Origin of the sequence: Curvibacter sp. CHRR-16 (genome assembly GCF_018474005.1) — a bacterium.
Taxonomy (GTDB): Bacteria; Pseudomonadota; Gammaproteobacteria; order Burkholderiales; family Burkholderiaceae_C; genus Allorhodoferax.
The window spans coordinates 300,407-314,947 of record NZ_JAHCSH010000005.1 but is presented as its reverse complement, the minus strand read 5'-3'; the positions used below and the strand labels follow the sequence as shown (position 1 = coordinate 314,947).

Sequence of the window (14,541 nt, the reverse complement as noted above, 5' to 3'; positions counted from 1 at the left end):
TGTTTAAATATCGAATTTGACGCCTTGCGCCAGCGGCAATTCGCGCGAGTAGTTCACCGTGTTGGTGGTGCGGCGCATATACGCCTTCCACGCATCGGAACCCGACTCGCGGCCACCGCCGGTCTCCTTCTCGCCGCCAAAGGCCCCACCGATCTCGGCGCCCGAGGTGCCGATGTTGACGTTGGCGATGCCGCAATCCGAGCCGGACGCTGACATGAACAGTTCAGCCTCGCGCAGGTCATTGGTGAAGATTGCCGAGGACAGGCCTTGCGGCACCTCGTTTTGCAGCGCGATGGCTTCGTCCAACGACTTGTACTTCAGCGTGTACAGGATAGGCGCGAAGGTCTCGTGCTTGACGATCTCGGTCTGCGCGGGCATACGCACCAGGGCCGGCTCGGCATACCAAGCCTTCGGGTACTGGTCGACCAGTGCGCGGGCACCACCGCTGACCAGCCCGCCTTGGTCACGGGCAGCGGCCAGCGCGGCCTGCATGGCGTCGAAGGCCTGCTGGTCGATCAGCGGGCCGATCAGGTGACCAGCTTCGATGGGGCTGCCGATCTTGAGCTGGGCGCGCGCGCGGTCCAGGCGAATGGCCAGCTCATCATGGATGCTCTCGTGCGCGATCACGCGGCGCGTGGTCGTGCAGCGCTGGCCTGCCGTGCCGTAGGCGCCGAACAGGATGCCGCGCACCGCCAGGTCCAGGTCGGCGCTAGGGGTCACGATGATGGCGTTGTTGCCGCCCAGCTCCAGCAGGCAGCGGCCAAAGCGCGCCGCCACGCGCGGACCGACCGCGCGGCCCATGCGGGTCGAGCCGGTGGCCGAGACCAGTGCCACCTTGGGATCATCGACCAGGGCCTCGCCCACGGCTGCGCCGCCGTTGAGCGTTTGCGTCAGATGGGACGGGGCCGCGAAGCCCGTGGCCGTGTAGCGCGCCAGAGCCTTGTCGAACAGGGCCTGCGTGGCCAGCGCGGTCAGCGGCGTCTTCTCGCTGGGCTTCCAGACGCAGGTGTCGCCACAGACCAGGGCCAGTGCCGAGTTCCAGGCCCACACGGCGACGGGGAAGTTGAAGGCCGAGATGATGCCCACCACACCCAGCGGCAGGTACTGCTCCATCATGCGGTGGCCAGGACGCTCGCTGGCGATGGTCAGGCCATGCAGTTGACGCGACAGGCCGACCGCGAAGTCGCAGATGTCGATCATCTCTTGGACTTCACCCTCGCCCTCGCTGGCGATCTTGCCGGCCTCGATAGAAACCAGGCGCGCCAGATCGGTTTTGTGGGCGCGCAGCTCTTCGCCGAACAGGCGCACCAACTCGCCGCGTTTGGGTGCGGGCACAGCACGCCAAGCCAAGAAGGCGGTGTGCGCGCGCGTGACGGCTGCGTGCATGTCATCGGCCGTGGCCTGATGCACTGCGCCGATGGCGGAGCCGTCGATTGGCGAACGAACCTTCAGGGTGCCGCCGGTATAGGCTGCAGCGGGAACGCCACAGGCGTTCAGCAGGTTGGGGATTTGTTGAGTGTTCATGACGCAATTGTCCATTCAGCCAAGTGATTCGACCTGACGCGACTGCTGATAAGCCTTGCCGAAGCGGTTGTCCAGGAAGACTGGCAGCTCGACCTCCTCCTGGCGGATGAAGCCCGACTGTGGCAGTTTGCCCTCACGGAACAGGTCTACCGCGGCGCAAATGCCAGCAGCGGTGGTGATTTGGATGGCCGACAGCGGCGCTTTGGCATCACGCTCGGCAAAAATCTTGCGGGCGAAGACTTCCTGCAAGAGGGTGCCGTTCTTCATGCCCGAGACGGTCACAAAGACCAGCACCACGTCCTGCATGGTGGCGGGCATCGACTTGCGCATGATGTCCTTCAGCTTGTCTTGGTCGCTGGCCAGTGCCAGGTCTTCCAGCAGGAACTGCATCAGGTCGCGGTGGCCAGGGTAGCGCACGGTCTTGTAGTCCAGGTTGCGTACCTTGCCGGCCCAGGTCTCGCACAGGGTGCCTAGGCCACCCGAGGTATTGAAGGCCTCGTATTCGGTGCCGTCTAGGCTGAAGTGCTCCAGGCCTTCCAGCGGCAGGGCCGAGATGAACTCGCCACCGTGGATAGCCTCGCAGGGGTGGCAATACTCGTTGATCAGTCCGTCGACCGACCAGGTCAGGTTGTACTTGAGCTTGTTGGTCGGGAAGGCAGGCAGTGCGCCGACGCGCATCTGCACATCACGCACCTCGTCAAACTGCTTGGCTAGGTGGTGGGCCACGATGCCGATGAAGCCCGGCGCTAGTCCGCATTGCGGCATGAAGGCGGTCTTGGCGTTCTTGGCCAGATCCTTGATGGCCTTGGTAGCGGCCACGTCCTCGGTCAGGTCAAAGTAGTGACAGCCGCACTCCAATGCCAGTGTGGCAGCGGTGATGGCCAAGTGGTAGGGCAGTGCGTTGACCACCACATTTTTGCCACGCAGCTGGGCCGCCAAAGCGGCCTGGTTCTCGGTGTCGACCTTGGCGGTGGCAATGCCCTCGGCGGCTAGTACGCCCAGGTAATTGGGGTTCTTGTCGATCACGGTGACCTGGTAATCGCCCGTGGCGTGCAGCAGGCGGGCGATGGTCTGGCCAATGTGTCCAGCGCCAAGCAGTGCGACTTTCATGGGGAAGTCCTTTCAATAGTTGGAAGCTTGATTTGAGTGAAGTCTAGGCAAAGGCGCTGACGAAAGAAATTGCAAGTTCGACGTAATTTCTTTCTGAACTGACGATTCGTCGAGTAAATTTGACGAAATCAATAACACAAGGGTTTTCCATGGAGCACCGCAAGAGCACCAGCGACACGGGGTGATCTCGGTTTCGGTGCAATTTGTAGCGATTTAAGGCAAGGGTAAACCCTAATTTTGCGGATCGCTCCAAGCTGCCGCCTATGGGCCGGGCTTCAACCCATTGGCGAATGCGAAGACCCTCTCAGAGAGTATTTCGAAATCACCATCGCTCAGAACATCCAAGATCTTTGTGCATATCCCCTCGACCCCCATGAGTCGATGGTTGCGCTGCTTCAACCCGGCACTGTGTAAAACGGCGTTCAGAACATCCATCGACGTTGCCTGTCTGGTTGTCGGCGGCGAGGTTTTTCTCCACTCGTCCCAATGCCGAAAGTAATTTGAGGTCGCAACCAAAATAACCCCCACTGAATGCCCATGGATCAATGGCGCAGTGCCCTCCCAGTCGAGGCGACCTGCATTGATGTCATCTTTCAGAGCTTGGAGGAAACCCGTCAAGTTCAGCAGTATTGCGCCGGCGCAGGACTCAGAACCCAACATATTGGCGGCGATTTCCTCGGTCAACGCGAACCTACGTTTGAAAGATGTCGAGCCGGGCGGAAATGGTTTTTGACTCGGATCACGTCGGTAGTCGACACCCTGGTCCAGGCTTCTTTTCAAGTCCTGGGACCGCGAACTGACGACCATGGTCAGGTCAAAAAGTGACTTGAGCATGGGCGCGTTGAATCGCCATGCACTGACAAACCGACGCATCGCGCTGTAGTGCTCGTTGTTCAGCATCAGATCGCCGCTTTTGGTCACCGCGATATCGCCGTTTCTCAGAACTAGATCACCTGGAGACTTCAGAATCTCCACATTGAACTTGGTGACGATTTCTTCGTGGCTCGGTGCGAGTGGCAACTGCATATTGGTATGGCTACAGGTCAGAGGAGTCGGTCGGTGGCTGGGCCTGCAAATACTGTTTTTGCTTCGCAGTACCATGCTTTTTCACAAACACCGCCATGGCTTCTGACAGCGGTGTGTCGATTTCAAAATCACCGTACCGTTGCAGAAACTCTGCCCAACGCTTGGCCAAGACTCCAGTGCGACGCATGGATGGACACACCCAGATCCAACGCATCCGCCATTTCTCACCTTCATGCCAGAAGGCGCAGGCACCTATTGCCGTGCCTGGCCCATATGTGTCAGTGTGATCCGCGAACAGATAGCCGTGACTTTCCGGGCGAAGGTTCTTTTTCCTTAGGGACCCTTCCCATTGAAGGAAGTCGTACTGAAATTCGCGTTTGAACTGGAGCGCGCGTTGATGGACCTCTCGGTGCATCCATATGGGTGAATCACCGATCACCAACTCTGGATCGGCATGCTTTTCCAGTCTGGTCTGAAACGCTGCGAGTGGCCGCGGATTCATGAACCGCATTACCCGGGCATGTTCTGACCGGTGAAACAGCGCGCCTTCCGGGTCGCCCTTGGTATAGCGGCATCCACAGGTTGGACAGGTGGTGCTTACCTGGGGCGCAGGCCTTCTGTACTTGGGCCCTCTAACCGTCAATAGGTGGGGCAGTTTCCCTACCAAGGTGAATTCGATGTGGCGTCCCTGCGCGTCTTTCCAGTTGTGTGGCACCCACTCCCCATCATCGTTCTGCCCATCCGATTGGGCAAAAAACTCTTCTTTCAGGCGCCGCTTCGGGTAAGACAGCAAAGTCCATTCGCTATCCGTGATATGCGTCAGGTCCCTTTGGGCACGGAGCCCATGCTCGACCAAGCGCTCGGGATGACTGTCAAACCCCATTTCCTCCATCCGAACAAACAGGCATGCTGCGTCGGCCAGAGTGAGCGCATTGATGGCCACAGCACCGGCGGACAGGTACCGTGGACGTTTGTAAACCGTGCGCCATGGGATCTCAAGGTATTCCGTCAACCGATTCAGGTCCAGATGCGCAACCCGCGAATCTGTTGCAAGAAGCAATTCCTCCAACTCAATGTTGTAGACCCACCCGCGCGCAACGATGATGTCATCGAGAGGCGCGTATTGGGCAAAGTCACCGAAGCGGCGATTCTTTTCAGAAAGAGCGTGATAGATCTGCTGAAGCAACTTTGCAGGTATTTTTCTACTCATTCTTGGGGTTGCCCTTCTGTAGACCTTGCTCAAACCTGTTCTGCAATTCAGCGTCTGGTGTATCCAGATAGCGCATGGCCGACTTGATGTCCTGCCACCCCACGTATTCCATCAGGTCCTTGATATCCCACCCACTGGCGCGGGCCCAGCCGGCAAAGCCGCGCCGCAAAGAGTGACTGCTGTACTCCTTCACTTCCGGTACACCCGCTAGGGACAACATGGTGCGCAGCAGCGGAATCAGGCTGTTGGGATGCATGGCTTTACTCGACAGGTGGCCCCACCGATCAACACCCCTGTACACCGGTCCATGCTCAAGCTTGGCCAGTGCGACCCACTGGGCAAATGCCGTTACCGGGCACAGTCTGGACAAGGATGGGCATTTGTAGGTCTTGCCCAAGGTCTGACGGTCACCTTTGCTGCGCTCGAGGTAGCAGGTCATCCCCTCGGTAGACACGATTTGGACGTTTTCAACAGTGAGGCGGACCAACTCATCAGACCGGAATCCGCGCCAGAACCCCAACAGAATCAGACTGCGGTCACGGGTGAATCTCAGCGTCGAAGCGTTGTCACCTTGACGCTGGGACCGTTCAATGCTTTCCACCAGCCAACCGTCCACCCGCTCCAAGACCTCCAGATCCAGTGGCCGCGCCCGGTTTTCCGGGGTGTTGTGCACGGTGCGGATGCCCTTGAGAAGTTGCCGGATGGTGGTGGTCTTGGTCGGATCGGCAAAGCCTTGGTCCAGGTGCCACCGTGACAGCGCTGCCAGCCTGTGGCGCAGCGTGTTTCCTGATAGCGTGGCCGCATAGTCCGCCAGGTATCGGGCAATGGCATCGCTGCTGGCCGGCAACAGGCCTTTCCATTCCTCCTCAAAATGCCGGATCGCTGAGGCGTAGCTCAACAGCGTGTTCTGGCGTTCCGCGGCTTTGAGATAGTCGTCAACGTTGCTCATGGCATCAGTCGGTAGTGCTTCGGACAGACATTACAGTAACCGTGACAGCAATGATCAGGCCAATGCACCATGGATGCGGGCCGCAAGTTTCGCTGCAGCGCTCACATCCAGTCCCACATCTCCGTCCACAAGGAAAACATGGGGATTGAAGGGGCGGAAATTCCAGGACCGGTCATCCACGGCCAGCCACTCTCGTGTTGTGCGTCCATGTTGCTCCAACCAATTCCTGCATTCGGCCTCGCGCTCATAGCCAACCAGCACATCGGGAACATCCTCCAGCTGTGCGTATGGCGGCGTAGCGCCAACTATCCGCGCCGCCACATCGTCCGAAAACAAGGCTTTGAGTTCTTCCAAGGATCGTTTGTAGCGCCATGTGCTGGAAATCACCAGCTCAACGTGGGGGGCTGTACGCATCACCGCCTCAAAGATATCCAGGTGCACAAAGTGCTTGGATTCATGGCAAAACTCAGGGTGCATCACCCCATCAAAATCCAGAAAAATAACTTGTACGGCTGCAGTTGCCCTGTGGCTTGGGCTTGAATAGAGCATGGCGGTGCTTCCGATGGCGACTGCACTAGTCTATACAGCCTGGCTCCATGGAAAGCACCGCGCGTTTGGACTTTCCAGAATTACGAATAGCTACTTGTCGAGCTCCGAAATCTGGGTGGCGACGAGGGCCAACACCTTGTCCACCGAGGTTGCGTCCGTCTTACGGAGGTAGGACCTGGCGAGCAGGGTCAAAGGATGAACGCCCAAGACTTCCGCCAAGACATCCACCTTATTCAGCGTTGGAGATTGGATCTTTCTCTCCAGGGTACTGACATAAGTTCGGCTTGAAACCAGGCCAAAAGCCTCCTGGCTCAACCCCTTGGAGCGACGGACGGATCGTAGCGCGGTGGCGAAGTTGTTTCGTGGTTTGGTGGCATTTGACATGCTCACCGATTAATTAGCAATGACCTCTATAGGGCTACAATCTATAGTGTTCATTTTGAGTCTCTATGTTCCTCACTCGCGCCCCATTTCGCTCTCCTATTTCAGCCCTGTTTTGTGAGCCCGACGAGACTGTTTGGACGGCAACCGAGCTTGCCTTGCAACAAACCTGGTTTCTGGCCTACTTTGAGCAATCCGAAACAATGGAGGACGAAGAGTTCGCCTGCGGCCGCACCATACTGTTTGCAGAGTTCAGCGGTGTGGAGCAGCTGATTGGCTTGGGGCCTGAGAGTGGCATTCGGTTGAAATCCGTGCATATCCTCACTCCGGGCCATGTGAACGGGACCGACAACTGGAAAATGGATCAGATTGGCGCTGTCTGGTCCGGTCGTGAACCCGATACCGAACACAGCCCCATGGATGTCTTTGAAACGACAACCGGGGAGTTGTATTCCGCTTCGTTCGTTGGACACAATGCCGACGAGTTCCAGCTGGATGCGATGAAGTTCAAACTCGTCAACTGAACTGACTTTTGAGCTGCTATCCGCAACATCCGCAGGTCTGCTGCGACTGCAAGTGTCAGCCCGGTCCATGAACATTCAGCTCGCTTCCGACCTGCATTTGGACCTCTTGCACACGCGTTGGCCTGAAGAGCGGTTGATCTGTCCGGCCCAGGCCGCAGACGTTCTGGTTTTGGCAGGAGATATCCACAAAGGCACTTTGGCCATCGACACATTTGCGCAGTGGGCTGCGCAAAGCCATGTCCCCATCATCTACATAGCCGGCAACCATGAGTTTTACGGAGATTCTCTGGACGCTGTGGAACACCGGCTTCGAGAATCCGCGGCGGCGGCCGGAATCCACTATCTTCAGCAGGATGTTCTGATCCTTGGTGGCATGCGTTTTCTGGGTTGTACGATGTGGACCGACTACCGTCTGCGATCCATGTATTCACAGGCACACGTCATGGAAGACGTGCAGCAGCGCATCCAAGACCACTTCTTTATCCAAACGGGCTCGCAAGCCTTTACGCCGCAGGATGCCTTGGATCAGCATGCGGCCTCCCGACATTGGCTGACACAGGAACTAGCGAAGCCATTTGACGGGAAAACTGTGGTCATTACCCACCATGGCCCCCATCCCTTGTCTGTCCACCCTCGGTATGTGGGAGATAAGCGTAACGGGGCGTACGTGAGCGATCTGTCCGCGTTGATGCCCAACGTTGACCTGTGGCTGCATGGCCATGTGCACGACTCCTTTGACTACCAAGTTGGCCGGTGCCGTGTGGTGGCCAACCCCGCGGGGTACGTCCGCAACCGGGCCTTGGCAGCCTCCAAGGGGGACTTTCAGTTTGAGAATCCGCTCTTTGACAAAAAACTGGTGATTCCCCTGAACTAATCGCGTCTGCGTGCCGCGCGCACACGCATCATCCGGTAGGCGGCTGGGATGATGAAGAGTGACAGCAGTGGCGCCGTGATCATTCCTCCCAGCATGGGCGCCGCAATCCGGCTCATCACCTCCGAGCCAGTACCACTTCCCCAGACAATGGGAATCAGGCCCGCCAGGATCACCGCTACCGTCATGGCCTTGGGGCGCACTCGAAGCACTGCACCTTCGCGAATGGCATCCAGAACCATGACAACTCCGGGGGCTTCATCTAGGATAGTTCGCTCGGCCAAGGCTTGCTTGAGATAGAGCAGCATCACCACGCCAAACTCTGCCGCTACCCCCGCCAGCGCGATGAACCCCACGCCGGTGGCCACTGACAGGTGGTAGCCCATCAGGTACAGAAACCAGACCCCACCCGCCAGCGCAAATGGCAGCGTGGCCATGATCAGCGCAGCCTCATCCAGTCGGTTGAAGGTCAGGTACAGCAGTACGAAGATGATCAGCAAGGTGGCCGGTACCACGACCTTGAGCCGGGCATTGGCGCGCTCCAGGAACTCAAACTGGCCCGAATAGGTAATGCTGACCCCTGGTTCGAGCTTGACCTGCTGGCTCACCGCCTGACGGAGATCGTTGGCGACGGAAGCCAGATCTCGCCCACGCACGTCCACATAGACCCAGTTGGAGGGGCGCGCGTTTTCAGTTTTGAGCATGGGCGGGCCATCGGTGATCCTGACTTTGGCCACCGTACCAAGGGTGATCTGTTGCCCCATGGGTGTCAGGATGGGAAGCTGGGCCAACTTCTCGGGGGTATCTCGCCATTCCCTCGGGTAGCGCAAATTGATGGGAAAGCGCGCCAATCCTTCAATGGTCTCTGCCACGTTCTCGCCACCAATCGCGCCCGACACCAAAGCCTGCACGTCATTGATGTTCAGTCCATAGCGCCCGGCGGCCACCCGGTCGATCTGAACATCGACATAGCGGCCTCCAGTTAACCGCTCAGCCAAAGCACTGGACACCCCGGGCACGCCTTTGGCTACCTGCTCGATCTGGCTAGCCATGCGGTCGATAGTGGCCAGGTCAGTCCCGTTGACTTTGACGCCAATGGGGCTTTTGACCCCGGTGGCGAGCATGTCGATGCGATTGCGGATCGGCGGAATCCAGATGTTGGACAGGCCGGGCACCTTGACAGCCAGGTCCAGCGCTTCGATCAGTTTCTCCTGCGTCATACCGGCGCGCCACTGGTCCCGGGGTTTGAGCTGCACGGTGGTCTCGAACATCTCCATGGGCGCAGGGTCGGTGGCCGTCTCCGCCCGACCCGCTTTGCCAAACACGCGTTCCACCTCGGGCACGGTCTTGATCATGCGGTTGGTGATTTGCAGCAGCTCCGACGCTTTCTGCGCCGACAGCCCCGGCAAGGCTGAAGGCATGTAGAGCAAATCCCCTTCGTCCAAGGGAGGCAGGAATTCCCCGCCCAACTGGCTCACCGGCCACAGCGTGGTGGCAAAGACCAGAACGGCAATAGCTAAAGTGACTTTGGGCCACTGCAGCACCCACTCCAGTGCGGGGCGGTACACCGCGATCAGGGCCCGGGTGATGGGGTTGCGCTGCTCATCCGGGATGCGCCCCCGGATCCAGTACCCCATCAGGATGGGGATCAAAGTCACAGAGAGTCCGGCCGCCGCTGCCATCGCATAGGTCTTGGTGAATGCCAAGGGGCCAAATAAGCGACCCTCTTGGGCCTCCAGTGTGAACACCGGAATGAACGACAAGGTGATGATCATCAATGAGAAAAACAAAGCCGGCCCGACCTCAACGGCCGCTTCGGTGATGACGTTCCACCGTTCTTGTCCTTGCAAGACCTGATCGGGGTGGGCATGCTGCCAGGCCTCCAGCTTCTTGTGGGCGTTCTCGATCATGACCACGGCCGCGTCCACCATGGCTCCGATGGCAATGGCAATGCCGCCCAAGGACATGATGTTGGCGTTGATGCCTTGGATGTGCATCACCACAAAGGCCGCCACGATGCCCAGTGGCAACGAGATGATGGCAACCAACGCAGATCGCAGATGGCCCAGAAAAAGTACACATACCAGCGCCACCACGACGAACTCCTCCACGAGCTTGGCAGACAGGTTGTCGATGGCCCGCTCAATCAGGGCGCTGCGGTCGTAGGTGGTGACGACCTCCACTCCGGGTGGCAGGCTTTTTTGCAGTTCGGCCAGCTTGGCTTTGACAGCACGGATGGTTTCTTGGGCATTCTTGCCGGAGCGCAGTAGCACCACACCTCCCGCGACCTCTCCCTGGCCGTCGAGTTCGGCCACGCCGCGGCGCATCTCGGGTCCGACTTGCACCGTCGCCACGTCCCCAAGCCGAACTGCAATGCCGCCGCGGCTGGAAAGTGGGATGGCCCGGAAATCGTCAAGGGTCCGCAGGTAGCCATTGACCCGCACCATGTACTCGGCTTCGGCCAGTTCCAGCACCGAACCGCCCGTTTCCTGATTCCCGTTCATCAGTGCCTGGCGCACCTGCTCGTAGGTGATGCCGTAGCCATTGAGCTTGAGGGGGGCCAGCACGACCTGGTACTGCTTGACCATGCCGCCCACACTGGCCACTTCAGCGACGTTGGGCAGGGTCTTGAGTTCGAACTTCAGAAACCAGTCCTGCAATGCCCGCAGTTGGGACAGATCATGTCCACCTGTACGGTCCACCAAGGCGTACTGGTAGATCCAGCCGACACCGGTGGCATCGGGCCCCAGGGCCGACTTGGCACCTGCAGGCAGTCGTCCCTGTACCTGGTTGAGGTATTCCAGGACGCGAGAGCGCGCCCAGTACAGATCGGTGGCGTCATCGAACAGGATGTAGACGAAGGAGTCCCCAAAGAACGAGAAGCCCCGTACCGTCTTGGCTCCCGGCACGGACAGCATGGTGGTGGCCAACGGGTAGGTGACCTGGTTTTCCACAATCTGAGGCGCCTGGCCGGGGTAGCTGGTGCGGATGATGACCTGCACATCAGATAGGTCCGGCAAGGCGTCGATGGGGGTGGAACGCACGGCCCAGAGGCCCGCACCCGCCAAAAACACCGTGGCCAGCAGCACCAGAAAGCGGTTTGAGACCGACCCGCGGATGATGGCCGCAATCATGGCTTCACCCCCTTGAGCGCCACCACCTCGTATTCGTCACCGACAGCCCTGAACTGGAACTGCACGGTGTCCCCAACTTTGAAGCCAGACGACTGCAACTCCTTGGCGCGCTTGAAGCCCATGGTCATGGCCGGCCATTTGAGCGCTGGCACGGGTTCGTGGCGTAGCTTGATGTTGGAGGCATCCAGTTCCTCGATCACCCCCTGTGTTTCAAAGGCCGCAACCTTCTCCAGCCTGGGGGCAGCAGTATTCATCGGGGTGGATGACAGGCTCGATGGAGGGACGATCCCTCGCATGCTGGCTTCCGAGTCCAGCAGGAACTGCCCCGATGCCACCACTTTTTGGCCCGCACTGAGGCCTTGGCGTATGACCAACTGGCCATCACGTTCCGCACCGAGCTGTACGTCAACCGGTCTGTATTGGCCTCCGTCCTCGGCCAGATAGACCAATGCGCGCTTGCCGGTGCGGATCACGGCGTCGGAGGGCACCAGCAGGACCGACTCTGTGGGGCCGTGCAAGGTCGCTGTGGCCAACATGCCGGCACGCAGCCTCTGGCCCGGATTGGGAAGTTCGACCCTGACGCGCAAGGTTCGCGTGTCCGGGTTGGTTTCTGCGAGCACCGATGTCACTTTGCCCTTGAGGAGGGTTTCAGGTGCGGCAGAAAGACGGGCCTCCACCGCTTGCCCGATGTCGAGGGTAGATGCCTGGGCCTGCGGCACGGCCAGTTCCAGCCAGACCGTGCCCAACCCGGTAATCCGGGCCAGTGTCATACCGGGGCTCAGGCTCATGCCCTGGCGCACCATCAACTCCGAGATCACGCCCGAACCAGGCGCCGTGATGGTGGTCAACGCCATGGTGCGATTGCTGCTGTCCACGCGCTGGATCAAACTGGAGGACATGCCTAGCAGCGCCATGCGCCGGCGTGCGGCTTGGGTCAGTGTGGCGTCTCCCATGGCTTTGACGGCCAGGAACTCTTGCTGTGCACCCACCCATTCCGGATTGGTGACGTCGGCCAGAGGGCTGCCTGCGCTGATGACATCCCCAGGCGCACGGGCGTAAACGCGCTCGACAAAGCCACCGGTGCGGGCCTGGACGATGCTGACATCCCGCTCGCTGAGTTGCAGGGTTCCAGCGACCTCCACCGTGCCGGAGAGGTCCCGTTGCACGACTGTGGCAACCCGCATTCCCAAACTTTGGCTGGCACGTGTGGAGATGGTCAGTGCGGCCGTGTCCGCGCCACCTTCGTCGGCATAGCGCGGCACCAGTTGCATGTCCATGAACGGGGATGGCCCCGCTTTGTCGAACTTGGCATCCGGCTTCATGGGGTCGTACCAGTAAAGCACTTTGCGTTCAGACTTGGCAGATTCGGCAGTGGCCGGTGCCATGTTGGAGCTGCGCTTGGTCCACCAAGCACCTCCCGCAACGCCCAGGGCCAAGATCACCAAGCCAATTGCAGTGAGGGACAGATTCTTTTGCATGGGTGTGAAGCTCATTGCGCACCTCCGGTCAGTGGGGCATCGTTGGTGAAGTGAAGGCGTGCGCTGAGCACTTGGCGTTCTCCTTGGAGGGCAAACAGCCTGAGTTGGGTTTCCAGAGATTCCCGGCGTGCGTTCAGGTGCTCCACCAGACTGCCTTTGCCGGCCTGGTAGGCGGACAGCGTCAGGGCGACCTTGTCGCGCATGAGGGGTTGCAGAACAGTCTGGTTGCGTTCCACGGCCAGGTTCAGGCGCGCCAGTTCCGCCCACTCGGTGTCAAGTTCCTGCAGGTGTTCACGCCGCACAAGCTCCAGCTCTGCATCCAGGCCCATCCGCTCCAGCTGCTTGGCCGCGATGAGCGGATCCTGGCGCTTCGCTGGTGCCGTTGGAAGGTCAAAAGTTACTTTGAAGGAGACCATGTCGCCAAACTGCTCCCCGCGGCGCTGGTAGGCGAGCTCCACACCCCAGTCTGGCTTTTTAGCGGCCTGCGCTTCCTGTAGCTCGGCATCCAGCACACGGCTGGTGCTGCTGAGCAGGTTGACATCGGGATGGTCTTGAATGCGGTGGGCCAACGCCTCACGGTCCAGTGCCCAACTGGGCGGTTCGCCCTCCAGCGATTCACCGGCGGCAGCTCCAATCCAGCGTTGCAGTGCGGCAATGGCCTGTGCACGCTGAGTTCGCAGCTCGTCCAGGCGCTCGGCCAGCATGGCCGCCTCCTGCCTGGGCATCAATACGTCGGCGATGGCGCCGCGCCCACCGGCCAGTTGTGCCTGGACCGCTGATTCCAGGAGCTTGTTTTGTTGGAAGAGACCGTCGAACAGTGCGATCTGTCGTTCCAAGGCATAGCGGCGGATCCAGGCCACGGCGGTTTCTCTGCGCACGGTCAAGGTAGAGAGCTGCTGTGCAGATTCGGCTTGCTGGACCTTGGCCTGGGCCACTGCAACACGGGCTTCCCGTTTGCTGCGATTGGGGATGTCCTGCATGTAGGCGATACGCTGCATCGTCATGAAATCACCAGTCAAGCTATACCGATCTGGCCCTGCGACGGGCAGGTTCTCGACACCGACTGCGAGCTTGGGGTCTGGCAGCTCTCCAGCCGGAACGGCTGCTGCACGTGCGGTATCCACCCTGGCTTGGGATGCTGCAAGGGTGGGCGCTCCCCGGATAGCCAGGGACAAGGCCTGCTCAAAGGACAGTGGCGTGGCCCATAGCGGCACGGCCACTGTGAGCGGGAAGGCAAATGCAATCAACCTGCGGCTGACACGGTGCCCAAGGGGGTGAACGGAACAATGCATGTCCCAACTCCTGAAATATTGCGCTTGCGCGCGACGACCTGGCCGCACAAAGACGGCAAGGCACGGATTCAAGGGGTTGGGGTCAGGCTGGCGGACGCCAGATGGGGATGGGTCGAGGCTCTATGGCACGGTCGTTCAGACGGGCCAAGAGGGTGTCTTTGCTGAAAACTTCGGGGATTGCGGGGAAATGGACGGAAAGTCCCAGGCTGCCAATCTTGCAGTCTTGGCCTACCTTGCAGGTCTTGCCCGTTTTGAGCAGGGTTTCCATGTCATTGCAGCACTTGCCCATTTTGGCTACGGGTGTCTGCTCCATGTCGGCACTGAGCTGAAGTTCTGCCATGGCGGCCATTTCCATGGGGCAAGGCATCTTCGGCACGCCCAAGCCCGCATATCCCGCCAATGGGATTGCCAGGCTGAGCATCATCAACAGAATGAGACGAACGGTGCGCACGATCTGATTAAACCCGAAGTGGAAGTTCAACGCCAAACCAGG

General features: G+C 59.7%; 13 protein-coding genes. 2 read left to right on the top strand and 11 right to left on the bottom strand.

Annotated features, from left to right (window positions below):
• Positions 1-3: 3 nt before the first annotated feature.
• From amaB to KIK84_RS13225, 7 genes are all read right to left on the bottom strand, one after another.
• Positions 4-1,524, bottom strand: a complete 1,521-nt coding sequence (gene amaB, locus KIK84_RS13255) for an L-piperidine-6-carboxylate dehydrogenase (protein WP_214123570.1) — start codon at positions 1,522-1,524, stop codon at positions 4-6.
• A gap of 15 nt (positions 1,525-1,539) precedes the next feature.
• On the bottom strand, positions 1,540-2,634 hold the full coding sequence (locus tag KIK84_RS13250; protein ID WP_214123569.1) for a saccharopine dehydrogenase family protein: 1,095 nt from the start codon (positions 2,632-2,634) through the stop codon (positions 1,540-1,542).
• Between the two features lie 261 nt (positions 2,635-2,895).
• Positions 2,896-3,660 carry a hypothetical protein gene (locus tag KIK84_RS13245; RefSeq protein WP_214123568.1) on the bottom strand — a complete coding sequence of 255 codons (765 nt, stop codon included), beginning with the start codon at positions 3,658-3,660 and terminating at the stop codon, positions 2,896-2,898.
• A gap of 10 nt (positions 3,661-3,670) precedes the next feature.
• On the bottom strand, positions 3,671-4,903 hold the full coding sequence (locus tag KIK84_RS13240; protein ID WP_214123567.1) for a hypothetical protein: 1,233 nt from the start codon (positions 4,901-4,903) through the stop codon (positions 3,671-3,673).
• A complete protein-coding gene (locus tag KIK84_RS13235; protein ID WP_214123566.1) occupies positions 4,863-5,819 on the bottom strand; it encodes a site-specific integrase in 957 nt (318 codons plus the stop codon). The genes KIK84_RS13240 and KIK84_RS13235 overlap by 41 nt, the downstream gene beginning before the upstream one ends.
• Before the next feature lie 54 nt (positions 5,820-5,873).
• A complete protein-coding gene (locus KIK84_RS13230) occupies positions 5,874-6,368 on the bottom strand; it encodes an HAD domain-containing protein (RefSeq protein WP_214123565.1) in 495 nt (164 codons plus the stop codon).
• A 90-nt stretch (positions 6,369-6,458) separates the two neighbouring features.
• On the bottom strand, positions 6,459-6,752 hold the full coding sequence (locus KIK84_RS13225) for a helix-turn-helix domain-containing protein (protein WP_214123564.1): 294 nt from the start codon (positions 6,750-6,752) through the stop codon (positions 6,459-6,461).
• Between the two features lie 65 nt (positions 6,753-6,817).
• Here KIK84_RS13225 and KIK84_RS13220 point away from each other — a divergent pair, with 65 nt between their 5' ends.
• Positions 6,818-7,273: a hypothetical protein gene (locus tag KIK84_RS13220; protein ID WP_214123563.1), complete on the top strand. Its 456-nt coding sequence runs from the start codon at positions 6,818-6,820 to the stop codon at positions 7,271-7,273.
• A gap of 67 nt (positions 7,274-7,340) precedes the next feature.
• Positions 7,341-8,147, top strand: a complete 807-nt coding sequence (locus KIK84_RS13215; RefSeq protein WP_214123562.1) for a metallophosphoesterase — start codon at positions 7,341-7,343, stop codon at positions 8,145-8,147.
• Here KIK84_RS13215 and KIK84_RS13210 read toward each other — a convergent pair.
• The 4 genes from KIK84_RS13210 to KIK84_RS13195 form a co-directional block, all read right to left on the bottom strand.
• Positions 8,144-11,278, bottom strand: coding sequence for an efflux RND transporter permease subunit (locus KIK84_RS13210; protein ID WP_214123561.1), 3,135 nt, complete (start codon positions 11,276-11,278; stop codon positions 8,144-8,146). The genes KIK84_RS13215 and KIK84_RS13210 overlap by 4 nt on opposite strands.
• Positions 11,275-12,771, bottom strand: a complete 1,497-nt coding sequence (locus tag KIK84_RS13205) for an efflux RND transporter periplasmic adaptor subunit (RefSeq protein WP_250207958.1) — start codon at positions 12,769-12,771, stop codon at positions 11,275-11,277. Before KIK84_RS13205 ends, KIK84_RS13210 begins: the two co-directional genes overlap by 4 nt.
• Entirely contained in the window at positions 12,768-13,760 is a 993-nt protein-coding gene (locus tag KIK84_RS13200; RefSeq protein WP_502757559.1) for a TolC family protein, read from the bottom strand. The genes KIK84_RS13205 and KIK84_RS13200 overlap by 4 nt, the downstream gene beginning before the upstream one ends.
• A 370-nt stretch (positions 13,761-14,130) precedes the next feature.
• On the bottom strand, positions 14,131-14,499 hold the full coding sequence (locus KIK84_RS13195) for a hypothetical protein (protein ID WP_214123559.1): 369 nt from the start codon (positions 14,497-14,499) through the stop codon (positions 14,131-14,133).
• Positions 14,500-14,541 lie beyond the last annotated feature (42 nt).

What these genes read in the sequence shown, in the direction of transcription:
- amaB (WP_214123570.1), bottom strand. Translation starts at nt 1,524, where the DNA reads ATGAACACTCAACAAATCCCCAACCTGCTGAACGCCTGTGGCGTTCCC.
- KIK84_RS13250 (WP_214123569.1), bottom strand. Translation starts at nt 2,634, where the DNA reads ATGAAAGTCGCACTGCTTGGCGCTGGACACATTGGCCAGACCATCGCC.
- KIK84_RS13245 (WP_214123568.1), bottom strand. Translation starts at nt 3,660, where the DNA reads ATGCAGTTGCCACTCGCACCGAGCCACGAAGAAATCGTCACCAAGTTC.
- KIK84_RS13235 (WP_214123566.1), bottom strand. Translation starts at nt 5,819, where the DNA reads ATGAGCAACGTTGACGACTATCTCAAAGCCGCGGAACGCCAGAACACG.
- KIK84_RS13230 (WP_214123565.1), bottom strand. Translation starts at nt 6,368, where the DNA reads ATGCTCTATTCAAGCCCAAGCCACAGGGCAACTGCAGCCGTACAAGTT.
- KIK84_RS13225 (WP_214123564.1), bottom strand. Translation starts at nt 6,752, where the DNA reads ATGTCAAATGCCACCAAACCACGAAACAACTTCGCCACCGCGCTACGA.
- KIK84_RS13220 (WP_214123563.1), top strand. Translation starts at nt 6,818, where the DNA reads ATGTTCCTCACTCGCGCCCCATTTCGCTCTCCTATTTCAGCCCTGTTT.
- KIK84_RS13215 (WP_214123562.1), top strand. Translation starts at nt 7,341, where the DNA reads ATGAACATTCAGCTCGCTTCCGACCTGCATTTGGACCTCTTGCACACG.
- KIK84_RS13210 (WP_214123561.1), bottom strand. Translation starts at nt 11,278, where the DNA reads ATGATTGCGGCCATCATCCGCGGGTCGGTCTCAAACCGCTTTCTGGTG.
- KIK84_RS13205 (WP_250207958.1), bottom strand. Translation starts at nt 12,771, where the DNA reads ATGAGCTTCACACCCATGCAAAAGAATCTGTCCCTCACTGCAATTGGC.
- KIK84_RS13200 (WP_502757559.1), bottom strand. Translation starts at nt 13,760, where the DNA reads ATGACGATGCAGCGTATCGCCTACATGCAGGACATCCCCAATCGCAGC.